This window comes from Sphingobium soli, assembly GCF_020782245.1.
GTDB lineage: Bacteria > Pseudomonadota > Alphaproteobacteria > Sphingomonadales > Sphingomonadaceae > Sphingobium > Sphingobium soli.
In genome coordinates, this window is sequence record NZ_JAJGNP010000017.1 from 26,277 (window position 1) to 47,011 (window position 20,735).

Sequence of the window (20,735 nt, forward strand, 5' to 3'; positions counted from 1 at the left end):
CGATTATGCTGGCCATCGCGCATCGGTATTGATAGTCACTCGCAAAATCGTTTGATGAGTGTCTCTCCTTGCGCCTGACTGACCTGCCGCTGCGCCAACCCGCTTATGTCGACCTGATCGACTGGACCAGCCTGCCTGCCAGCGACGCCCAGCGGCTGCGGGAATTCGGTCTGTGCGAAGGCGCCAGCGTAGAGGCGCTGCACCATGGCGGCTTGCTCGGCCGCGGGCCGATCGCCTGCCGCGTCGGTCGCATGACCATCGCGATGCGGCGCGCCCATGCCGCCGCCGTCACCGTGCGCACGGGACCGGAGACTCTCGGATCGGAGTTGGGGGCATGAGCGCCCTGCCGCTGGTGGCTCTGGTCGGCAATCCCAATGCCGGCAAGAGCGCGCTGTTCAATGCGCTGACCGGCGCGCGCCAGAAGCTGGGCAATTATCCCGGCGTCACCGTGGAGCGCAAGGCGGGCCGCCTCTCGCTCGCCGACGGCCGGCCGCTCGAACTGGTCGACCTGCCCGGGACTTACAGCCTCGACCCCGCCAGTCCCGATGAACAGGTGACGCGCGATGTCGTCATGGGGCGCCAGGCCGGCGAAAAACGGCCCGATGCGCTGGTCATCGTCGTGGATGCCGCCAATCTCGACAATCATCTGCGCTTCGCCCTCGAACTGATCGCGCTGGGCCTGCCGACCATCGTCGCGCTCAACATGGTGGACCTGGCCACGCGCGACGGGCTGGAGCTGGACGCCGCCGCCCTGTCCCGCGAATTGGGCGTACCCGTCATCGCCACCGTGGCGGTGCGCAAGCGCGGCCTGGACCATCTGCGCACCGAGATGGAAGGGCTGCTGAACGGCGCGCCCTCCCCCTATCCCGCCCCGGCGTCCGCCCCGCGTGATTTCGAGGCCACCCGTCAGGAAGCGCGGCGCATCGCCCGCGCAGGCGTCATCCGCGAAACCCCATCGCGTCGGTTGACCGCCGCCGTCGATCGTGTCGCGCTACACCCGCTCGCCGGCCTTGCGTTACTGCTTGCACTGCTGTTCGTCATGTTCCAGGCCGTCTATGCTTGGTCCGAAGCGCCCATCGCAATGATCGAGGGTCTGGCCGAAGCCGCCGCCACGCTGGTCCGCGATGCCCTCCCCGACGGTATCCTGCGCTCCTTTCTGGTCGATGGCGTCATCAACGGCGTCGGATCGGTGGTCGTCTTCCTGCCGCAGATCCTGATCCTCTTCTTCTTCATCCTGATGCTCGAAGCGACCGGCTATATGGTCCGCGCCGCCTTCCTCATGGATGGCATCATGGCGAAGGTCGGCCTGTCTGGCCGCGCATTCATCCCGCTTCTGTCTTCCTTCGCCTGCGCCATTCCCGGCATCATGGCGACCCGCACCATTTCCGATCCCAAGGACCGGCTCACCACCATATTGATCGCGCCGCTAATGACCTGTTCGGCGCGGCTACCGGTCTATGCGGTCATCATCGGCGCCTTCATCCCGGCCCGCGACATCGGGTTTGGCATCGGGCTTCAGGGCTTTGTCCTCTTCTGCCTCTATCTGGCGGGGATCGTCGGCGCGATGTTCGTCGCGCTGATACTGCGCCTCACCGTGACCAAGGGCGCGAGCGGCAGCTTCCTCATGGAAATGCCCAAATATCAGTGGCCACGCCCGCAGGACGTCCTGCTTGGCCTGTGGCAACGCGCTGTGATTTTCCTCAAGCGCGCCGGGACGATCATCTTCACCTCTACCGTCATCCTGTGGCTGCTGCTCAGCTTCCCACGCGTGCCCGAAGGCGATCCCGCCAGCCAGGTCGATCATTCCATCGCCGGCCGAGTCGCCAGTGGCCTTAATGTCGTTCTGGAGCCGATCGGCTTCAACCGCGACATATCGCTGGCGCTGATCCCGGCCATGGCGGCCCGCGAAGTCGCGGTGTCGGCGCTCGCCACCGTCTATTCGATCGACGCGGGCGATGATGAAGCCGCGCTGGAACAGAGCCTGGGCGACCGGCTGAAGGGGCAATGGCCGCTGCCAACCGCGCTTGCCTTCCTCGCCTGGTTCATCTTCGCGCCGCAATGCATTTCCACCATTGCGGTGACGCGGCGGGAAACCAACGGATGGAAATGGCCGCTCTTCATGGTCGGCTATCTCTTCGCCCTCGCCTATGTCGCGGCGGGCCTGACTTACTGGACCGCCACGGCTTTAGGTCTGGCTTAACGCTTGAAGGGCTGGAGACGCGCTCTATAACGGCCGATCAATCTATCGGAGGTAACATGGCAGGCTCGGTCAACAAGGTCATTCTGGTCGGCAATCTGGGCGCCGACCCGGAGGTCAAGAGCTTCCAGAATGGCGGCAAGGTGTGCAATCTGCGCATCGCCACGTCCGAAAGCTGGAAGGACCGCATGACCGGGGAGCGCAAGGAGCGCACCGAATGGCACAGCGTCGCGATCTTTTCCGAAGGTCTTGTCGGCGTCGCCGAACGCTTCCTGCGCAAGGGCTCCAAAGTCTATATCGAAGGGCAGCTTCGCACCCGCAAATGGCAGGACCAGTCGGGCAATGACCGGTACACGACCGAAGTCGTGCTCCAGGGCCTCGGCTCTGTGCTCACCATGCTGGACGGCGCACCGGGCGGTGGCGGTCAAGGTGGCGGCTACGCCGGTGGCGGCGGCGGCCGCTCGCAGGGCGTGAGCGACTGGCAGGGCGGATCGGGCGGCTTTGGCGGCGGCGATTATGATGATTTCGGCGGCGCGTCCGGCGGATCGGGCGGTGGTGGCTATGGCGGCGGCAACCGGTCGCAGGGCGGCGGCAATCGCGGCGGCGCGGGCAGCCCCAATTTCGACAATGATCTGGACGACGAAGTCCCGTTCTGATCCGGCGGGGGACCAGCCATGGCGATCTTTGATGATCTGAACGGCAAGCGCGCGCTCGTCACCGGCGCGTCGAGCGGCCTTGGCCGGCATTTCGCGCTGCTGCTGGCGCGCCACGGCGTCGCGGTCACCCTGGCCGCGCGCCGGCTCGACAGGCTGGAGGCCGTGGCAGCCGAGATCGCCGCAACGGGCGCACAGGCCGACTGCGTGCGCATCGACGTGCGCGATCCCGCCTCGGTGGACGCCGCCTTCGACCGGCCGGCCTTTGACATTGTCATCAACAATGCCGGCGTGGCGCAAGGCGGCCCGGCGCTCGCCATGGATGAAGCGAGTTGGGGCGATGTGATCGACACCGACCTGTCCGGCGTCTTCCGCGTCGCGCGCGCGGCCGGACGGGCCATGGTCGCCGCGCAGCAGGGCGGCAGCATCGTCAACACCGCATCGATCCTGGGCCTGCGCGTGTCGACCTATCTTGCCGCCTATTCCGCGGCCAAGGCGGGGGTGGTCCAGCTCAGCCGCGCGCTGGCGCTGGAATGGGCGGGCCAGGGCATCCGCGTAAACGCGCTTTGCCCCGGCTATTTCGAAACCGACATCAATCGCGGTTTCCTCGCCAGCAAATCGGGCCAGGCGATGGTGGCGCGCATTCCCCAGCGCCGTGTCGGCCAGTTTGAGGATCTGGACGGCGCCCTGCTGCTGCTCGCCTCGGACGCGGGCCGCTATATGACTGGCACGGAACTTGTGGTCGACGGCGGCCATATGGTGTCGACGCTATAATCGCCTCACACGATTATCTTGACTGATATAATCGATGCGACCGGTGCCATCGCCGCGCCTATATCATCGACATGTCCAGGATCGAACACAGCATCGCCCTTCCCATCCGTCGCATGGTGAACCCCGCCCAGCTGGCATTGGGGAGCGCCATCGCCGTCAGCGGACTGGCCATCCTGCTGCATGGCGCACTGGCGCTCTCCTGAGCCCGCGCGCCCTCTAGCGCGCCAGTTCCTGCTGGGCGAAGGCGCGAATATGGTCCTTCAGATCCTCGCGCTCCAGCGACAGCGCCAGATTGGCTTCGATATAACCCGCCTTTGACCCGCAGTCGAAACGACGCCCTTCGAACGTCACGCCATGGAAGGGCTGGGTGCCGATCATTGATGCCATCGCGTCGGTCAGCTGGATTTCCCCGCCCGCGCCCTTGTCCTGCGTTTCCAGGATCTTCATGACCTCGGGTTGCAGGATATAACGGCCCGGCACGATCAGGTTGGATGGCGCGGTGCCGAGCTTGGGCTTTTCAACCAGCCCCTTGACCTGCGTCAGCACGCCGTCCCGCGCGCCCGGATCAATGACGCCGTAGCTGGGCGTTTCGTCCATCGGGATTTCCAGCGCGCAGACCAGATTGCCGCCGACCTTGTCATAGGCATCGACCATCTGCTTGAGGCATCCATTGCCCTTCGCTCCCTTCATGAATTCGTCGGGCAACAGGATGGCGAAGGGTTCGTCACCGACGATCTCGCGCGCGACCCAGATCGCATGGCCCAGGCCCAGCGGCTCCTGCTGGCGGATGAAGACGGCGTTGCCGGGCATCAGCCGCGTGCCTTCCAGCGCGCCAAGGTCTTTGCCCCGCTCACGCTGGGTGGCCTCGGTTTCATAGGCAATGTCGAAATAATCCTCGATCGCTCCCTTGCCGCGACCGGTGACGAAGATCATCTGCTCAATGCCCGCCTCGCGGGCCTCGTCCACCGCATATTGGATCAGTGGCCGGTCAACGACGGGCAGCAATTCCTTGGGCACGGCCTTGGTGGCCGGCAGGAACCGGGTGCCAAGGCCGGCAACGGGGAAGATGGCTTTGCGAATAGGCTTGTTGGACATGCTGCTCCATTCTCGCTGCAACGCGGAAAGACGTGCCTGACTTCGCGGGCGCGGCCGCAAAGGTCAAGCATTTGCGCACGCCTAACGCATCACACCGCCAGAAGTCTCTGCGCGACCTCCTCCAGAGCGGAAATTTCGCTGTCCAATTGATCCAGGGAAACATGAATCCGGTTATTGCGCGGGTCGCGGCAGGCAAAGCCGCCAGCCTCGGGCTGCTGAAATCCCTGGATGATGAGCGCGCGGAACCGGTCGATCCGCTGCATGTCCCGCTCGATCGCCGATATTTCCATAAGCGCGCTGGCGTTGCGCCGGTCGCGCATGGCGACCATGGTGCGCAATTCGGTCATGAGCTTGGACATGCTGGGCCGGGTGCGCGCGCCCACGGTGCGCACATCCCCCATGCCCTCGCGCATCAGCCCGACCTTGGCCTCCAGGCTCTGTTCCAGCATGGTCCAGGCGCAGATCAGCCGCCCGACCGAACAGAGTAGCGCCGCGTCCTCCGGCGCATAATCCGATACCGGTTTCACATTTACGTCAGATACAAGATGCACACCCACGCCCCATAGTCTCCTTTATGAGGCTGAGTCCTGCACCCCGCAAAGGCGCGAGGCCAGTGTCGGGGCGTCATGCTCCTCGCTTCTGCCGCACGGATCACCGGCAGCCGTGCAGGAAGGGCGGCGAATCGTGCGCGTGTCCCAGCTTTCCAAGGATCGCCGGTCGCTCAGAAATCGATGGCAATGCCCTTGCGCTCCCAGTCGCCATAGCGGACCGGGCTCATCGCCTCGTCATGCGGGGTCGGATTGTCGATCGGATCGGGCTCGGGCACCGGCGGGCTTTTCGACAGATGCCTGGGCGGCGTCACATGCGCGGGACGCTTGCCGTTGAAGGTTCCCATGAAGCGGCCTTTCGATTGGGGGCGGGCAATTGCGAGCAGCGCTGATCCACCCCATATTCATCTCTACCCCGCTATCTGGGCGGGCAAGGAGCATTTGGCAAGTGAACGGCATCAAGACGACGATGTTGCTGGCGGCGCTGACGGCGCTGTTCATGGCATTGGGCTACACGCTGGGCGGCAGCGGCGGCGCGGTCATCGCGTTGCTGGTCGCGGCGGGGATGAACCTCTTCACCTTCTGGAACGCGGACAAGATCGTCCTTAAAATGCACAATGCGCGCGAGGTGGACGAACGCAGCGCCCCTGATTTCTACCGGCTGGTGCAGCAGCTGGCGCAGCGGGCCAACCTGCCGATGCCGCGCGTCTATTTGATCGACCAGGACGCGCCCAACGCCTTTGCCACCGGGCGCGATCCAGACCATGCCGCCGTCGCTGCCACTACCGGGTTGCTGGCGATGCTCAGCCGCGACGAAGTGGCGGGCGTCATGGCGCACGAACTGGGCCATGTGAAGAATCGCGACACGCTCATCATGACGATGGTCGCGACGATCGCGGGCGCCATTTCCATGCTGGCGCAGTTCGGCCTCTTCTTTCGCGGTGGCCGTGACGAAGGCCATGGCAATATCCTCGCCACCCTGCTTGCGGTAATTGTCGCGCCTTTTGCCGCGATGATCGTGCAAATGGCGATCAGCCGCACGCGCGAATATGGCGCCGACCGCGCCGGCGCAGAAATCAGCGGCAATCCCCGCGCGCTCGCCTCCGCCCTCGCCAAGATTTCAGGGGCCGCGCAGGCGATCCCCAACCCGGTCGTCGCGAGCAACCCCGCCACGGCGCAGCTCTACATCGTGCCCACCCATGTCAGCGAGCTCTTCTCGACCCACCCCGCCACCGAGAAGCGCATCGCCGCGCTGCAGGATATCGCCAGTGACATGGGGTCGGTGGAAGGGATCGCGCCCACCCCGATCGTCCAGCCCCGCGCATCGGCCCTGTCGCCAGTCGCCCCCACCCCTGAACCGCCGCGCCGCCGCAGCGCGCTCGATCCGCACGGGCGCTGATGATCGATGATATTGCCGCCGAAGCCGCCGGCTTTGTTGTTCGACAAGTCGGTGGTCTGGCTATCGACCTCACCGTCGAACAAATATTTTCTCGGCATAGTGCCAGGTTTTTTCACGGCATCGGCCGCCGCGCCGTTGCAGTGTCCACCCTAGGCGCGAAGCGAATCCCTAGCTCGCTCCGGATTGTGCCCAAGGGCAGCCGCGCAAAGCCGAGACGCTCGGACTGGCTGGCTTTGTGGATCGGCGTGCTGGTTTGGATCGCCTTGTTTCTCAGCCTAGGCGTGGGCGTCTCCCATTTTCTTTGACGGCGAAAGGGCGTAGGGGCCGCCAATGCCTCCCCGTCCTTCGTCCCGCCCGTCCCGCCCCCGTCCCGATGACGTACCCGGCCTGCCCGCCCGCCGCGCGGCGCTGCGGTTGCTGGACGCGGTGCTGCGCCGGGGCGAGCCGCTGGAATTGGCGCTACACGGCGCGGCGCAGGGATTGCCGCGGGAGGATCGCGCGCTCACCCATGCCATCGCTGCCGAAGTCTTGCGCCATTTGCCCGATCTCGACGCTCTGATCGACGGCGCGACCCGCCAGATCCTGCCCGACGATGCCAAGGCGCGCATGGTGCTGCGCATCGCGCTGGCTCAAACCTTGCGCATGGACACCCCGCCTCATGCCGCGATCGCGACCGCCCTGCCCCTGGTCGATGGCGGCCCGCGCAAGCTGGTCCATGGCGTGTTCGGCACGGTGACGCGCGGTCAGCCCGCGCTGCCCGATCCGCCAACCCTGCCCGCCGAGGTGCTTGCGCGCTGGAGCGATCAGTGGGGCGCGGCGATGCCGCAGGCGGCGGCCCATGCCTATGCCGTCCGCCCGCCGGTGGACGTCACCCTGCGCGACGCGAGCGAGACAGCGAGATGGACAGATGCGCTGGACGGCGCATCCTTCGCGCCCGGCCATGTCCGCCTGCCCACCCATCCCGTTGACGGCAACGGGGCCATCCCCGCGCTGCCCGGTTTTGCCGAGGGCGCCTGGTGGGTTCAGGACATCGCCGCCGCCTGCCCCGCGCGACTGCTGGGCAAAGGCGATGGCCGCCAGGCGCTTGACCTGTGCGCCGCGCCGGGTGGCAAGACGATGCAAATGGCCGCCGCCGGATGGCGGGTCATTGCCGTCGACCAGTCGAAGAAACGGCTGGAGCGAGTGTCCGAAAATCTGGCGCGCACGGGGCTTGCCGCCGACATCGTGGCGGCGGACCTGCGCCAGTGGCAACCGCCCGCGCCAGTGGACGCCATCCTGCTCGACGCCCCCTGTTCCGCCACCGGCATCTATCGCCGCCATCCTGACGTGCTGCACCGCATCGGCTTGCGCCAGATCGCGGACCTTGCCGAATTGCAGGCGCAGTTGCTGGCGCGCGCCGCCGACTGGCTGACGCCGGGCGGGCGCCTCGTCTACGCCACCTGTTCGCTCGAACGCGCGGAGGGCGAGGATCAGATCGCCCGCTTCCTTGACGCCCGGCCGGATTTTGCGTTGGACCCGATCGCGACCAGCGAACTGCCCGAAGGAATGGCGCCCGACCCGCAGGGCTGGCTACGCACCCTGCCCGACACGCTCGCCAGCGCGGGTGGCACAGATGGATTCTTCATCGCCCGGCTTGTCAGGCGCGCACACTGAGCATTAACCATGATGGCGTAAGGCTGCGACAGAATCCCTTCCACCAGCCCAAGGTTCATCCATGCGCCCGATCGAGCCATTGCCCCTTCACCATAGCTGGCCGCTCTATGATCTGCGCGCGCATCTTGCCCCGGTGTTGCTGGACCCTCACATTGCCCGCAACGACGCGGCGCTGGCGGAACGCGGGCTGGGCTTGTGGCGATGCGACTTGACCGACAACCGGCTGGAATGGACCGCCGGCGTCTATGACATATTCGGGCTGGAGCGCGATCTCGACGTGTCGCGGCCGCTGGCCGTTTCGCTCTATACCCCGGAATCGCGCGAACCCATGGAGCGGCTGCGCGACTATGCGATCCGGCACAAGCGCGGCTTCACGCTCGATGTCGATATCGATCAGGCCGATGGCCAGGGCCGCTGCGCGATGCGACTGATCGCCGCGCCCGTGCTCGACGACGCGCAACAGGTCGTCGGGCTGCATGGCGTCAAGCAATTGCTGCCGCAGGGCGCGCCCGCCTCGCGACGGCTCGACCCGACCATTTTCGTCATGCTCTGACCCGGCCTCCGGCTCCCGGCCTGATCGGCCCGGACGGTCGGGAAAATCGCCGTTGCCTCCCGCACCGCGCGCCACTAAGGCGGGGGGTTAATGACCCATCCCATCCTTATCTCACCCTCGATCCTGTCCGCCGACTTCGCGCGCCTTGGCGAGGAAGTGCGCGCGATCGACGAAGCGGGCTGCGACTGGATCCATATCGACGTCATGGACGGGCATTTCGTGCCCAACATCACCATCGGTCCTGCCGTGGTGAAGGCGCTGCGCCCGCACAGCCAAAAGCCGTTCGACGTCCATCTGATGATCTCGCCGGTGGACCCGTATCTCGATGCCTTCGTTCAGGCCGGCGCGGACATCATTACCGTCCATCCTGAAGCGGGTCCGCATATCCACCGCACCGTCCAGCATATCAAGTCGCTGGGCGTGAAGGCGGGCGTGGTGCTCAATCCGGGCACCCCGGCAAAGATGCTCGACTATCTGATCGATGATGTCGACCTCATCCTGGTGATGAGCGTCAATCCCGGCTTCGGCGGCCAGAGCTTCATCGAAAATCAACTGCGCAAGATCGAGGCGATCCGCAAGATGATCGACAAGTCGGGGCGCGATATCCGCCTTCAGGTCGATGGCGGCATCGACCTCAATACCGCGCCCAGGGCCATTGCAGCCGGCGCCGACGTGCTGGTGGCCGGCACCGCGACCTTCCGCGGCGGCCAGAGCACCTATGCCGACAATATCCGTCAATTGCGGGGCGGGTGAGCGACCCGCGACGCCTGTCGGCCCGCTCGGGCCAGGACCTGCCGCCCGAAGAGGGCGCGGACGGCATCGAGCAGGGCAAGCGCCTCATCCGCGTCGCGGATGACAAGGGGCTGTCGCTGACGCAGAAGATTGCGCACCACGTCTATCTGCTCAGCTGGAAGACGCCGATCCACGGTCGCCGGCTGCGGGGCAAATATCCGCTCAAGCTGCTGGCCGTGCCCGACGACGACATTGTCGGCGACGGCCGCGCCGGGGCGGCGATGCGCGCGGGCTATTTCCTGTTTCGCGGGCAGAAATTGCCGATCGACCGGCTGGACTTTGCCCGGCCGGGCGTGGGGCCGGCCTTTTCCGATTATCTGCATGGCTTCCGCTGGCTGCGCGACCTGTCGGTCAGCGCCTCGCGCGAACAGGGCGCACCGATTGCCGAAGGCATCCTGCGCAAATGGCTGGCCGTCCATGCCGAAACGCCCAGCGAGCCGGCCTGGCGGGCGGACAATGCCGGCTGGCGGCTGCTGTTCTGGACCGCGCACGCGCCGCTCATCCTCTCGTCCAGCGACCTCGTCTATCGCTCGCTGGTGCTCAACTGCATCGCCCGCACCGCCAGGCATCTGGATCGGGGCGCGGACAAGGCGCCGATGGGCCTGCCACGCATCGTCGCCTGGTGCGCGATCATCGCGGCCGGGCTGCTGATCCCGGGGGGCGAAACCCGCAGGCAATTTGGCGAGGCGGGGCTCAAGCGCGCGATCGACAGTGGCATCCATGCCGATGGCGGCATCGTGTCGCGATCGCCGCTGGCGCAGATGGAGGCGATCATGGCGCTATCCATGCTGCGCGCCGTCTACGACGTGCGCCGGGAAAAGCCACCGCTCTTTCTTGGCGATGCGCTGTCCCGCACGGTCCCTGCGCTGCTGGGCCTGACCCATGGCGATGGCGGGCTTGGCAACTGGCAGGGGTCCGGCGCCATCGCGCCGCAGATGGTGGACAGCGTGGTGCAGGCCAGCCGCGTGCGCACCCGCCCGCTGCGCCAGGCGCGCGACTGGGGCTATCAGCGGATCGCGGCCGGCGCGACCGTCATTCAGGTGGACGCTGCCCCGCCGCCGGTCGCGCGCCTCGCCGACGCGGGGTGCGCCTCGACCGGCGCGATCGAGATCAGCGACGGGCGCCAGCGGCTCATCGTCAATTGCGGCGGCGCAGGGCTGGAGGGTGCGTGGATCACCGCCGATCTGGCGCAGGGGCTGCGCACCACCGCCGCGCACAGCACGCTGGTGCTCAATGACAGCAACTCCACCGCTCTGCTGCCCGGCGGCACGCTGGGCAAGGGCGTGACCGAGGTCGAGCTCAACCGGCAGGAAATGGACAATGGCAGCCGGCTGGAGCTCAGCCATGACGGCTATGTCCGGCGCATGGGCTATGTCCATCGCCGCCTGCTGATGGTGAGCGGCGATGGCCGCGAAGTGCGGGGCGAAGATATGCTGACCCCCGCTGAACGCCGGCGCAAGCCAAGCCGCCAGCCGGTGCAGATCCGCTTCCACCTCGCGCCCGGCGTCGAACCCACGCTGACCGCCGACAATCAGGCCGCCGTGCTGCGCATCGACCAGGGCGCGCTCTGGCAGTTCCGCACCGGCGCGGGCCTGCTCAGTGTCGAGGACAGCCTTTGGGTCGATGGGGATGGCCACCCCCATCCCACCCGCCAGCTGGTCGTCACCGGCGAAGCCCTGCCCGGCGGCTCCAGCATCGGCTGGCTGTTCAAACGCATGGGCTGAACATCCCCGTCTCACCTCTTCGCTCCCCCGCTCCTGCAAGGACATCGCCGCATGACCCCGACCAACCTGCTCGTCCCCACTTGGCGCCAGATGCTGGGCGCGCTGGCCGACTGGCTTGCCAAGGCCGAGGTGCAGATGCCTGGTGGCAAGGCGGAAACGCTGCTGTCTGCGCGGCTTGCGCCCGACATGTTCCCGCTCGCAACACAAGTACGCTTCGCCTGCGTGCAAGTGTGGGAAGGCGCACATCGCCTGCGCGACGAGCCGCTGCCCGACCGGGTCATGGCGTTGCTGGACGAAGGGCGGCAGGCGGGCGACCAGCCGGGCACCATGGCGGACGCGCGGGCGCGCATCGCCGAAACCCTCGTCCTGCTCGACAGCCTGGCCGCAGACGCGCTGGACCGGGCCGGCGATGCCCCGCTTGCCCATGACCTGCCCAATGGCATGATCTTCGACCTGGCGTCCGACAGCTATGCGCGCGACTGGGCGCTGCCCCAATTTTATTTCCACGTCCTGACCGCTTACGCCATCCTGCGCGCGCAGGGCGTGGAGCTGGGCAAGGCGGACTATGTCGCGCACATGCTGCCCCGCCTGCGCCAGCAAAGCACGCCGCAGGGCTGAGCCCGCATCCCAAGGCTGTATTTTTCCGCCGACCCGGCCTAAGGGACGGCCCATTCTTCCTGTCCTGCGATAAGAAAGCCTGCCTCATGTCCGACGTCACCATCAAGCGCGCCCTCCTGTCCGTGTCGGACAAGGCGGGCCTCATCGAACTGGGCCAGGCGCTGGGGAAGCATGGCGTCGAACTGGTGTCGACCGGCGGCACGGCCAGGGCGCTGCGTGAGGCGGGCCTGACGGTCAAGGATATTTCCGACCTCACCGGCTTTCCCGAGATGATGGATGGCCGCGTCAAGACGCTGCACCCCAAGGTTCATGGCGGCCTGCTCGCCGTGCGCAACAACCCGGATCATGTCGCTTCGATGGACGCGAATGACATCGGCGCGATCGACCTCGTCGTCGTCAATCTCTATCCCTTCGCCGCCACCGTCGCCAAGGGCGCGGATCGCGAGGAAATTATCGAGAATATCGACATTGGCGGCCCCTCCATGGTGCGTTCGGCCGCGAAAAATCATGAGAGCGTGGCGATCGTCACTGACCCGGCAGACTATGCCCGGCTGATCGCCGAAATGGACGAGAAGGGTGGCGCGACCAGCTACGACTTCCGCCGCATGCTCGCGGCCAAGGCCTATGCGGCGACCGCAGCCTATGATTCGATGATCGCCAGCTGGTTCGCTTTCGCAGACCAGGGCGTCGCCTTCCCCGAAACGCTCAGCCTGTCGAGCACGCTGGGCGCGACGTTGCGCTATGGCGAAAATCCGCATCAAGCCGCCGCCCTCTACCTACCGGTCGGTCCCACCGCGCGCGGCATCGCCCAGGCGCAGCAGATCCAGGGCAAGGAACTCTCCTACAATAATTACAACGACGCCGACGCCGCGCTGGAACTGGTCAGCGAATTTCGCGACGGCCCGCCGACCGTCGTCATCGTCAAGCACGCCAATCCTTGCGGCGTCGCCACCGGCGACACGCTGATCGAAGCCTATGAAGCCGCGCTCGCCTGCGACAGCGTTTCGGCCTTTGGCGGCATCATCGCGGTCAACCGCCCGCTCGATGGCCCCACCGCCGAAGCGATCAGCGGCATCTTCACCGAAGTCGTCGCCGCGCCCGACGCCGATGAAGACGCGCGCGCCATCTTCGCGAAAAAGAAGAACCTCCGCCTTCTGCTGACCGGCGACCTGCCCGATCCGACGCGTCCGGGCCTTCAGGTCAAGAGCATCGCGGGCGGCATGTTGGTGCAAAGCCGCGACAATGGCCAGGTCAGCCAGGATGCGCTCAAGGTCGTGACACAGCGCGCGCCGACCGAACAGGAATTGAAGGACTGCCTGTTCGCCTGGACCGTGGCCAAGCATGTGAAGTCCAACGCCATCGTCTATGCCAGGGATGGCAGCACGGCAGGCGTCGGCGCGGGCCAGATGAACCGCCTCGAATCGGCCCGCATCGCCGCGTGGAAGGCGAAGGATGCGGCGGAAAAGGCTGGCTGGAGCGAGCCGCGCACGATCGGCTCCGCCGTCGCCTCCGACGCCTTTTTCCCCTTCGCCGACGGCCTGATGGCCGCGGTCGAGGCCGGCGCGACCGCCGTGATCCAGCCGGGCGGTTCGATCCGCGACGACGAGGTGATCGCCGCCGCCGACAAAGCAGGCCTCGCCATGGTCTTCACCGGCATGCGTCACTTCCGGCATTGAGTCTCATGCAGGTGCGAACGCATCCTGTTCGCACCTGCAAAATCGCGCAAATCCGCCAATTTTTGCCAAGTGGCCTCTTTTCAACCCGCCCTGCCGCGCCTATTTAAGGTGCGACCCTACGTCCACGTCAGACGTGGGGCACAAGATAAGAAACATGTTCGACAGGAGACAAGGATGAGCATGAAGACGCTGGCGGCCCTTGCCGCCACGATGGCCCTTGCGCTGCCCGGTATGGCCAGCGCCGGCAGCACCAATAATGACGTGATCGTCGATGGCACCAGCGGCACAGAAACGCGGTCGATGACCGTTTCGCTTAGCGACCTGAACCTCGCGAGCGCAGGCGATGTGCGCCGCGCCGATTATCGCCTGATCCGCGCATCCAAGAAAGTGTGCGGTTTCGTCAATGGATCGGTCATCCCCGTGACCGACGATTATCGCAATTGCTATGGCGCCGCGATCGACGGCGCGCGCAGCGATCTCAGCACCCTGACCCAGCGTCTGGGCTGATCGAGCGATCGCAAAAGCGCGCCGGTCGCGCTGGAGCCTTCCCCCGCGAAGGGGACTGCAGGGGGCCGTTCCGCATCGCGCGGGGCGGCCCTTTGTCCTGTGCCACCCGCCGTCACGCTTACCGGCAATTAACCACTCCTTAGAAGATTTCCTTCACTCCGGGCGGTACGAAGACCATCGGGGGACCAGACTGCCATGCCGCATACCGATCAGAAGGTGGATGTTGCCATTATCGGGGCTGGCCCGGCCGGCTTGACCGCCGCCTATCTGCTGACCAAGCAGGGCTATAGCGTCGCCGTGATCGAAAAGGACCCGACCTATGTCGGCGGCATCAGCCGCACGGTCGAACTGAATGGCTTTCGCTTCGACATTGGCGGCCACCGCTTCTTTTCCAAGTCGCAGCAGGTGGTCGACCTGTGGAACGAGATTCTTCCGCACGATTTCATCCAGCGCCCGCGCATGAGCCGCATCTATTATGAGGGCAAATATTACAGCTACCCTCTGCGCGCGTTCGAAGCTTTGCGGAACCTGGGCATCTGGCGCTCGACGCTCTGCATGGCGAGCTTCGCCAAGGCAAAACTCTTCCCCAATCGCGACATCCGCTCCTTTCAGGACTGGACCGTCAATGCCTTCGGGCACAAGCTCTTCTCGATCTTCTTCAAGACCTACACCGAAAAGGTCTGGGGCATGCCGTGCGATGAAATGTCGGCCGACTGGGCAGCGCAGCGGATCAAGGGCCTGTCGCTCTGGGGCGCGGTCAAGGACGGGCTCAAGCGCAGCCTTGGCCTCAACAAGACGCCCAATGACGGCATGGCGACCAAGACGCTGCTAGAAAGTTTCCGCTACCCGCGCCTTGGCCCCGGCATGATGTGGGACGCGGCGCGCGACTATGTGGTCGCGGGCGGCAACCAGGTGCTGATGGCGCACAGTTTCAAGCGGCTGGAGGAAGACCAGGCGCATGGCACATGGCGGCTGATCGCCGATGGTCCCGATGGCGATGTCACCATCCGCGCCGGCCATGTCATTTCCTCCGCGCCGATGCGCGAACTGGCCGGCCGCATCCACCCGCTGCCCGCCACGCTGCCGCAGGCGATGGACCTCAAATATCGCGACTTCCTGACCGTCGCCTTGATGGTGAAGGGGGATGATATCTTCCCCGACAATTGGATCTATATCCATGACCCGCGCGTGCAGGTGGGCCGGATCCAGAATTTCCGCAGCTGGTCGCCCGAAATGGTGCCCGATCCCACGCTCGCCTGCGTGGGCCTGGAATATTTCTGTTTCGAAGGCGATGGCCTCTGGTCCTCGACCGATGCCGATCTGATCGCGCTGGCGACACAGGAAATGGCGCAGCTTGGCCTGTGCAACCCCGATGATGTCGTGGGCGGCGCAGTGGTGCGTCAGGAAAAGGCCTATCCCGTCTATGACGACGCCTATGCCGCCAATGTGCTGGCGATGCGCACCGAACTGGAAGCGCGCTATCCCACGCTGCACATGGTCGGCCGCAACGGCATGCACCGCTACAACAATCAGGACCATGCGATGATGACGGCGATGCTGACGGTGCGCAACATCATCGCCGGCCGCCGCGTCCATGATGTGTGGCAGGTCAATGAAGACGCCGAATATCATGAGGCTGGCGCCGAAGGACAGGATGCCGACGCGCAGGCCGCGCTCGCCAGCGTCCGCGCCGTCCCTGCCCGGCTCAAGGCGGCCTGACTCCATGGCCCCCCGCCTCCGGGCGGCGGTGCTGCCGGTCGCGCGCCTGATGTTCGCCCGCTATCTGCTGGCCAGCATCATCGCGCTCGCCAGCGACTTCGCCCTGTTCCTGCTGCTGGACCGCCTGGGCCTGCCGCCGGTCGCGGCGGCGTGCGGCGGCTATGCCGGCGGCCTGCTGGTCCATTGGGCGATCAGCGTCCGCTTCGTCTTCGACACCGGGGCGGGGCCATCGCATGGCCAGCGCCTCGCCTTCATCGCCAGCGCGCTGCTGGGCATGGGCATGACCATGGCGATGGTCGGCGCGCTCAGCCTTGTCGGCACCGCGCCCGCGCTCGCCAAGCTCCTGTCCGTCCCGGTCAGCTTCCTTACCGTCTATGCGATCCGCAAATATGGCGTCTTCGCCCGCGCCTGACCTGCGCCGCGCCGCGCTCTGGGCAGGACTCGCCTGGCTGACGTGCTGCGTGGTCCTGATCTGGCTGGCCCATGGCCGCTTCTCGACGCTCGCCTTTCGCGACCCCGATGATGCGATGCGGCTGGTGCAGGTGCGCGACTGGCTGGCCGGGCAATTCTTTTTCGATGTGTCCCAGCATCGGGTGAACCCGCCCCATGGCGGACCGATGCACTGGTCGCGCATCGTCGACATGCCGGTCGCGGGCCTCATCCTGCTCCTGCGGCCGCTGCTGGGGGCAGCGAGCGCCGAACTCATTGCCTGCATCGCCGTGCCGCTCCTACTGCTGGGCGGTCTTGTCGCCGCCGCCTTCATCGCCGCGCGCCGAATCGCGGGCAGCGCCGTGGCGCTGGTCGTCGTCATCCTGCTGCTGACATCGCCCAGCATCCTCGTGCAATTCGCCCCGCTGCGCATCGACCACCATGGCTGGCAGATCCTGCTCGCCGGCGTCGCGCTGATGGCCGCGTTCGACGGGCGGCCCGCGCGGGGCGGCGTCATCGCCGCGCTCGCGCTGGCGACATGGCTCCAGATTTCGAGCGAGGCGCTGCCTTATACGGCACTGTTCGCCGGCCTGTTCGCGCTGCGCCACTGGATCGACCGGGCTCAGGCGCCCGGCTTCATCGCCTTCGCGGTGACGCTCGGCCTTGCCGCCGCCACCCTGCTAGCGCTGCTGCGCGGGCCGGGCGCGCTGCTGGCGACGCAATGCGATGCGCTATCCTACGCCTATGTCTGGCCGCTCCTTGCGCTGGCGGTCATAGCGGCGCTGGCGGGGCGCCTGATCGGCCTGGATACCGCCAGGCGGCGGCTGATCGTCGCCGCGCTGGCCGGCGGCGCAGCGGTCGCGACCTTCCTCATGACCGGCGGCCCCTGCCTGTCGGGTGATCCCTTCGCCGCGCTCGGCCCGGTCGCCTATCGCCTCTGGTATCTCAAGGTCATGGAAGGGCGGCCGATCTGGGCGCAGGATCTTGCCATGCGCGGTGCCATCCTGCTGCCGGCGCTGACAGGTCTTGCCGGCGCGCTGCTGGCGGCATGGCACGCATCGGGTGCGGCGCGAGCGCGCTGGGCGACGCTGGCACTGCTGATCGTTGGCGCAACCCTGGTGGCGATGCTGGTGATGCGCGCCCTGTCGGTCGCCCATCTGTTGGCGCTGCCGGGCATCGCCTGGCTGATCGTCCTGCTCTTTCGCCGCGCGCAGGCCGCGCCCAGCGCGATCATCCGTGTCCTTGGTTCAGCCGCGCTGGTGCTGTTGACCCCGGCGGGGCTGAGCGCTGCCTGGATCGCGCTTGTCTCCCACCACCCGCCCGAAGACAAGAGCGCCGCTGCCGACTGCCGCGCCCAATTCCTCCTCGCACCCCTCGACCGCCTGCCGCCCGCCACCCTGTTTGCGCCGATCGACATGGGGCCGGACATATTACTCCGCACCCGCCACAGCGTCATCGCCACCGCGCATCACCGCAATGTCGCGGGCCTGACGGAAGTCATCCGCGCCTTCGTCGCCGACCCGCAACAGGCGCGATCCATCGTCGCGGGCAGCGGCGCGACCTATCTGGTCGGGTGCGATTCGCTGACGGAACTCCGCTCCTACGCGCGCGAGAACCCTGAGGGGCTGGCCGCCATGGTCCGGCAGGGCCGCGCGCCGGACTGGCTGGAACCGCTGCCGGGTAAGGGACCGCTGCGGGTCTGGCGGATCAGGCGGGCTGGAAGCTGAGCGCCACGCCGTTCATGCAATAACGCTTGCCCGTGGGCTTGGGGCCATCATCGAACACATGGCCCAGATGCCCGCCGCAGCGCGCGCAATGCACCTCGGTGCGCGGATAGCCCAGCGCGAAGTCGCGGTTGGTGCCCACTGCGCGCGGCAAAGGCGCCCAAAAACTGGGCCAGCCGGTGCCGCTGTCGAACTTGGTCTTGCTGCTGAACAGCTTTTGCGCGCATCCCGCGCAGCTAAAGATGCCGGCGCGATGCTCGTCATTGAGCGGGCTGCTATAGGGATGCTCGGTCGCTTCCTGCCGCAACACCTTATAGGCCCAGGGACTCAGCTTCTTGCGCCATTGCGCGTCGGTCAGCGTATAGGCATAGGCCGCCTCCGCCTCGCCCGGCAACAATTGCCACAGCGCCACCGCGCCCACGCCGCTGGCGATGCCGCCCAGAAAATGCCGTCTGTCCATGGGCGACGGCGTACCGCAATCAGCCTGTCGCCGGCCTGAACAGCTGTTTCCACCAGCGCCCGCCCGACTGCATCACATGCCGCCGGAACAACAGCACGCCCACCCGGATGATCAGCGCCACGAACGCCGCCTGCCATAGCAACGCCAGCAGATGCGGCCACACCGCCGCATCCTGCCCCGCCCGCGCGATCATCGCGAAGGGCGAACTGAACGGGAAGATGCACGCAGCGATCTCGGCCGGCGATCCCATATGGTCGACGGCATAGCTGGCGAAGAAGAAGATCAGCATCTGCCCCATGGTGATCGGCATGTTGAGCGTCTGCACCTCGCGCACCGTCGCGGCCTGCGCGCCGATTCCCAGGAACAGCGACCCCAGCAGCGTATAGGCCATGGTGAAATAGGCGAGCGCCAGCGCCAGAAAGATCGGCCACCCCACCGCCGGCGCGGGCAGCCCCGCGGGCTGCCCGCCCACCGCCAGGAAAATGGCGAACGCCGTCCCGCCCCAGAAGGCGATGCCCACCAGGCTCATCGCCAGCATCGCCATCAGCTTGCCCAGGAAGATCGCGTCGATCGGCACGGCGGCCGCCAATATCTCGATGATCTTGTTCGTCTTTTCCTCAACCAGGTTGGACAGGATCATGCCCGCCAGCAAGATAGTGAGGAAAAATATCACCACCTGCGCCGCCCGCCCGATCAGCAGTCGCGCCTGCGCCTGCGCGCCCAGACTTGTCGCGACTTCCTGCCGCTCGACCGGCACGAACCGCAGCGTCCGCTCCGCCAGCGCAGCCGTCGCCAGCAGGCTTATGTCGCCCTGCAACCGGTCCAGATCTTCCGGCTTTCCCGTCAGCATCGGGCGCGTCAGACTCCCCGAGATGATCGCCACCACCTGCGAATCCGGGTCCGCCAATTGCGTGCGGGGATCGGGCGCAAGCGGGGCTTTTTGCAGGTGCGGCAGCGCATCCGCACCCATTCGCTCGACCAACCTGTGCTCCGCCCGCAGCATCGCCGCCGTCTCCGCCGGGGCCAGCGCCACGCCCACTGCCGGCCGCAGGTCCGACCGCGAAATCCGCTCGCCCAGCCCGCCAAAGGCAAAGCCGATGACGATCGGCAGCAATGGCCCCAGCAGGAACAGGATGAAGGTGCGCGACAGCACCACGGCGGTGAAATCGCGCCGGGCGATGACGAACGCCGCGCGCCACAATGCCCTCATGCCCGCGCCTCCTTGTCCTTTTCATCGCGCATCTGCCGCGCCACCGCTTCGCCGGCGATCGCGACGAAAGCGTCGTGAAGGCCCGGCCGCTCGATCGACAGGCTCTCGATCCCCGCCCGGTCGTCGATCAGCGCGCGCAGCAGCGGCTCGATCCCCTCGGCCGGCAGGGCGAAATGCCACGCCCCTTCCTGCGCCATCGTATCGGGCGGCAAGGCGCGCCGCCATGCCCCGTCGGTCGCCCGCGTGCGCAGCCGCACCTGCGGTTGCAGGCGGTCGCGCGCCTCGCTGACCGTGCCGTCGAACCGGATGCGCCCGCCCGCGATGATGGCGACCCGCTCGCACAGCCGTTCGGCATGGGCGATGACATGGGTGGAAAACAGGATGGTGACGCCGCGCCGCGCCTGCTCGCGGATCAGCGCCTCCAGCTTTTCCTGGTTGATCGCGTCCAGCCCGGAAAAGGGCTCGTCCAGCACGATAAGGCGCGGCTCATGCACGATCGTGCCGAATAACTGCACCGTCTGCGCCATCCCCTTGGACAGTTGGCGGATCGGCTTGGCGATGGCCGCGCCCATCCCATGATCTTCCAGCAAAGCCTTGGCCCGGCGCCGCCCTTCCGCCAGCGGCAATCCGCGCAGCGCCCCCATGAAGGCGATCGCCTCAAACGCCTTCATCGAAGGATAAAGCCCGCGCTCTTCTGGCAGATAGCCGACCTGCTGCGCCATGCGCAAAGGCTGGCTCGCCCCCAGCAACCGCCGCTCGCCCGCATCCGGGTCGACAATCCCCAGCAAGGTGCGCAGCAATGTCGTCTTACCCGCGCCATTGGGGCCTAAAATGCCGTAGATCGCGCCCGCGGGCACCGCGATGTCGACGCCATCGACCGCGCGGAAGTTGCCGAATGTCTTGACGAGCCCATGGCCTTCGACGGCGAAGACGGGCATGGGGGCCGGAATGGAGGCGGAGGACGGGGCCGGGGTGTCGCCGATCATCCCGCCCTGATAGTCTGG

At 66.6% G+C, this 20,735-nt stretch carries 23 protein-coding genes; 17 read left to right on the top strand and 6 right to left on the bottom strand.

What is annotated here, in order from left to right; translation table 11 throughout:
* Positions 1–68 precede the first annotated feature (68 nt).
* The 5 genes from LL253_RS16270 to LL253_RS19855 all read left to right on the top strand — a co-directional run bounded on the left by LL253_RS16270 (position 69) and on the right by LL253_RS19855 (position 3,827).
* Positions 69–338, top strand: a complete 270-nt coding sequence (locus tag LL253_RS16270) for a FeoA family protein (RefSeq protein ID WP_009820399.1) — start codon at positions 69–71, stop codon at positions 336–338.
* The gene (feoB, locus tag LL253_RS16275; RefSeq protein ID WP_228227849.1) at positions 335–2,200 is read left to right on the top strand and encodes a ferrous iron transporter B; all 1,866 of its coding nucleotides are present in this window, start codon (positions 335–337) and stop codon (positions 2,198–2,200) included. The genes LL253_RS16270 and feoB overlap by 4 nt, the downstream gene beginning before the upstream one ends.
* Before the next feature lie 56 nt (positions 2,201–2,256).
* Positions 2,257–2,853 carry a single-stranded DNA-binding protein gene (gene ssb / locus LL253_RS16280; RefSeq protein WP_228227850.1) on the top strand — a complete coding sequence of 199 codons (597 nt, stop codon included), beginning with the start codon at positions 2,257–2,259 and terminating at the stop codon, positions 2,851–2,853.
* Between the two features lie 18 nt (positions 2,854–2,871).
* A complete protein-coding gene (locus LL253_RS16285) occupies positions 2,872–3,624 on the top strand; it encodes an SDR family NAD(P)-dependent oxidoreductase (protein WP_228227851.1) in 753 nt (250 codons plus the stop codon).
* A gap of 71 nt (positions 3,625–3,695) precedes the next feature.
* Positions 3,696–3,827, top strand: coding sequence for a hypothetical protein (locus tag LL253_RS19855; protein ID WP_009820395.1), 132 nt, complete (start codon positions 3,696–3,698; stop codon positions 3,825–3,827).
* A 13-nt stretch (positions 3,828–3,840) separates the two neighbouring features.
* Here the strand turns inward: LL253_RS19855 and LL253_RS16290 are convergent, their stop codons facing one another.
* The 3 genes from LL253_RS16290 to LL253_RS16300 form a co-directional block, all read right to left on the bottom strand.
* Positions 3,841–4,719, bottom strand: a complete 879-nt coding sequence (locus LL253_RS16290) for a UTP--glucose-1-phosphate uridylyltransferase (protein WP_228227852.1) — start codon at positions 4,717–4,719, stop codon at positions 3,841–3,843.
* Positions 4,720–4,808: 89 nt separating this feature from the next.
* The gene (locus LL253_RS16295; RefSeq protein ID WP_009820393.1) at positions 4,809–5,270 is read right to left on the bottom strand and encodes a hypothetical protein; all 462 of its coding nucleotides are present in this window, start codon (positions 5,268–5,270) and stop codon (positions 4,809–4,811) included.
* A gap of 170 nt (positions 5,271–5,440) precedes the next feature.
* Positions 5,441–5,614, bottom strand: coding sequence for a DUF1674 domain-containing protein (locus LL253_RS16300; RefSeq protein WP_009820392.1), 174 nt, complete (start codon positions 5,612–5,614; stop codon positions 5,441–5,443).
* Positions 5,615–5,715: 101 nt separating this feature from the next.
* On the opposite strand from LL253_RS16300, the gene htpX reads away from it, so the two are divergent.
* From htpX to LL253_RS16360, 12 genes are all read left to right on the top strand, one after another.
* The gene (htpX, locus tag LL253_RS16305; RefSeq protein ID WP_228227853.1) at positions 5,716–6,666 is read left to right on the top strand and encodes a zinc metalloprotease HtpX; all 951 of its coding nucleotides are present in this window, start codon (positions 5,716–5,718) and stop codon (positions 6,664–6,666) included.
* Entirely contained in the window at positions 6,666–6,971 is a 306-nt protein-coding gene (locus tag LL253_RS16310; protein WP_228227854.1) for a hypothetical protein, read from the top strand. Before htpX ends, LL253_RS16310 begins: the two co-directional genes overlap by 1 nt.
* Before the next feature lie 25 nt (positions 6,972–6,996).
* The gene (locus LL253_RS16315; RefSeq protein WP_228227855.1) at positions 6,997–8,319 is read left to right on the top strand and encodes an RsmB/NOP family class I SAM-dependent RNA methyltransferase; all 1,323 of its coding nucleotides are present in this window, start codon (positions 6,997–6,999) and stop codon (positions 8,317–8,319) included.
* A 61-nt stretch (positions 8,320–8,380) separates the two neighbouring features.
* The gene (locus tag LL253_RS16320; protein ID WP_228227856.1) at positions 8,381–8,872 is read left to right on the top strand and encodes a diguanylate cyclase; all 492 of its coding nucleotides are present in this window, start codon (positions 8,381–8,383) and stop codon (positions 8,870–8,872) included.
* Positions 8,873–8,962: 90 nt separating this feature from the next.
* On the top strand, positions 8,963–9,625 hold the full coding sequence (gene rpe / locus LL253_RS16325) for a ribulose-phosphate 3-epimerase (protein WP_228227857.1): 663 nt from the start codon (positions 8,963–8,965) through the stop codon (positions 9,623–9,625).
* On the top strand, positions 9,622–11,388 hold the full coding sequence (locus LL253_RS16330) for a heparinase II/III family protein (protein ID WP_407696123.1): 1,767 nt from the start codon (positions 9,622–9,624) through the stop codon (positions 11,386–11,388). Before rpe ends, LL253_RS16330 begins: the two co-directional genes overlap by 4 nt.
* Before the next feature lie 51 nt (positions 11,389–11,439).
* The gene (locus LL253_RS16335) at positions 11,440–12,006 is read left to right on the top strand and encodes a DUF1993 domain-containing protein (RefSeq protein ID WP_228227858.1); all 567 of its coding nucleotides are present in this window, start codon (positions 11,440–11,442) and stop codon (positions 12,004–12,006) included.
* Positions 12,007–12,092: 86 nt separating this feature from the next.
* Positions 12,093–13,682: a bifunctional phosphoribosylaminoimidazolecarboxamide formyltransferase/IMP cyclohydrolase gene (purH, locus tag LL253_RS16340; RefSeq protein ID WP_228227859.1), complete on the top strand. Its 1,590-nt coding sequence runs from the start codon at positions 12,093–12,095 to the stop codon at positions 13,680–13,682.
* Between the two features lie 174 nt (positions 13,683–13,856).
* Positions 13,857–14,189: a UrcA family protein gene (locus LL253_RS16345; protein WP_009820384.1), complete on the top strand. Its 333-nt coding sequence runs from the start codon at positions 13,857–13,859 to the stop codon at positions 14,187–14,189.
* A gap of 195 nt (positions 14,190–14,384) precedes the next feature.
* Positions 14,385–15,908, top strand: a complete 1,524-nt coding sequence (locus tag LL253_RS16350) for an NAD(P)/FAD-dependent oxidoreductase (protein ID WP_228227860.1) — start codon at positions 14,385–14,387, stop codon at positions 15,906–15,908.
* Between the two features lie 4 nt (positions 15,909–15,912).
* Positions 15,913–16,320, top strand: a complete 408-nt coding sequence (locus LL253_RS16355; RefSeq protein ID WP_009820382.1) for a GtrA family protein — start codon at positions 15,913–15,915, stop codon at positions 16,318–16,320.
* Positions 16,298–18,064 (top strand): hypothetical protein, encoded by a 1,767-nt coding sequence (locus LL253_RS16360; protein WP_228227861.1) that lies wholly within the window; start codon positions 16,298–16,300, stop codon positions 18,062–18,064. Before LL253_RS16355 ends, LL253_RS16360 begins: the two co-directional genes overlap by 23 nt.
* Here the strand turns inward: LL253_RS16360 and msrB are convergent.
* The 3 genes from msrB to LL253_RS16375 are packed head-to-tail and all read right to left on the bottom strand — an operon-like array spanning position 18,045 to position 20,717.
* Complete coding sequence (msrB, locus tag LL253_RS16365; RefSeq protein WP_228227862.1) at positions 18,045–18,521, bottom strand: peptide-methionine (R)-S-oxide reductase MsrB; 477 nt, start codon at positions 18,519–18,521, stop codon at positions 18,045–18,047. The two genes, LL253_RS16360 and msrB, sit on opposite strands and share 20 nt — an antisense overlap.
* 19 nt (positions 18,522–18,540) lie before the next feature.
* Entirely contained in the window at positions 18,541–19,731 is a 1,191-nt protein-coding gene (locus tag LL253_RS16370) for an ABC transporter permease (RefSeq protein ID WP_228227863.1), read from the bottom strand.
* Positions 19,728–20,717 (bottom strand): ABC transporter ATP-binding protein, encoded by a 990-nt coding sequence (locus LL253_RS16375; RefSeq protein WP_228227864.1) that lies wholly within the window; start codon positions 20,715–20,717, stop codon positions 19,728–19,730. Before LL253_RS16375 ends, LL253_RS16370 begins: the two co-directional genes overlap by 4 nt.
* Between the last annotated feature and the right edge of the window lie 18 nt (positions 20,718–20,735).

What these genes read in the sequence shown, in the direction of transcription:
- LL253_RS16370 (WP_228227863.1), bottom strand. Translation starts at nt 19,731, where the DNA reads ATGAGGGCATTGTGGCGCGCGGCGTTCGTCATCGCCCGGCGCGATTTC.
- rpe (WP_228227857.1), top strand. Translation starts at nt 8,963, where the DNA reads ATGACCCATCCCATCCTTATCTCACCCTCGATCCTGTCCGCCGACTTC.
- LL253_RS16315 (WP_228227855.1), top strand. Translation starts at nt 6,997, where the DNA reads ATGCCTCCCCGTCCTTCGTCCCGCCCGTCCCGCCCCCGTCCCGATGAC.
- LL253_RS16375 (WP_228227864.1), bottom strand. Translation starts at nt 20,717, where the DNA reads ATGATCGGCGACACCCCGGCCCCGTCCTCCGCCTCCATTCCGGCCCCC.
- feoB (WP_228227849.1), top strand. Translation starts at nt 335, where the DNA reads ATGAGCGCCCTGCCGCTGGTGGCTCTGGTCGGCAATCCCAATGCCGGC.
- ssb (WP_228227850.1), top strand. Translation starts at nt 2,257, where the DNA reads ATGGCAGGCTCGGTCAACAAGGTCATTCTGGTCGGCAATCTGGGCGCC.
- LL253_RS16345 (WP_009820384.1), top strand. Translation starts at nt 13,857, where the DNA reads ATGAGCATGAAGACGCTGGCGGCCCTTGCCGCCACGATGGCCCTTGCG.
- LL253_RS16350 (WP_228227860.1), top strand. Translation starts at nt 14,385, where the DNA reads ATGCCGCATACCGATCAGAAGGTGGATGTTGCCATTATCGGGGCTGGC.
- purH (WP_228227859.1), top strand. Translation starts at nt 12,093, where the DNA reads ATGTCCGACGTCACCATCAAGCGCGCCCTCCTGTCCGTGTCGGACAAG.
- LL253_RS16290 (WP_228227852.1), bottom strand. Translation starts at nt 4,719, where the DNA reads ATGTCCAACAAGCCTATTCGCAAAGCCATCTTCCCCGTTGCCGGCCTT.
- LL253_RS16310 (WP_228227854.1), top strand. Translation starts at nt 6,666, where the DNA reads ATGATCGATGATATTGCCGCCGAAGCCGCCGGCTTTGTTGTTCGACAA.
- LL253_RS16355 (WP_009820382.1), top strand. Translation starts at nt 15,913, where the DNA reads ATGGCCCCCCGCCTCCGGGCGGCGGTGCTGCCGGTCGCGCGCCTGATG.
- LL253_RS16285 (WP_228227851.1), top strand. Translation starts at nt 2,872, where the DNA reads ATGGCGATCTTTGATGATCTGAACGGCAAGCGCGCGCTCGTCACCGGC.
- LL253_RS16335 (WP_228227858.1), top strand. Translation starts at nt 11,440, where the DNA reads ATGACCCCGACCAACCTGCTCGTCCCCACTTGGCGCCAGATGCTGGGC.
- LL253_RS16300 (WP_009820392.1), bottom strand. Translation starts at nt 5,614, where the DNA reads ATGGGAACCTTCAACGGCAAGCGTCCCGCGCATGTGACGCCGCCCAGG.
- LL253_RS16360 (WP_228227861.1), top strand. Translation starts at nt 16,298, where the DNA reads ATGGCGTCTTCGCCCGCGCCTGACCTGCGCCGCGCCGCGCTCTGGGCA.
- LL253_RS16320 (WP_228227856.1), top strand. Translation starts at nt 8,381, where the DNA reads ATGCGCCCGATCGAGCCATTGCCCCTTCACCATAGCTGGCCGCTCTAT.
- msrB (WP_228227862.1), bottom strand. Translation starts at nt 18,521, where the DNA reads ATGGACAGACGGCATTTTCTGGGCGGCATCGCCAGCGGCGTGGGCGCG.
- LL253_RS19855 (WP_009820395.1), top strand. Translation starts at nt 3,696, where the DNA reads ATGTCCAGGATCGAACACAGCATCGCCCTTCCCATCCGTCGCATGGTG.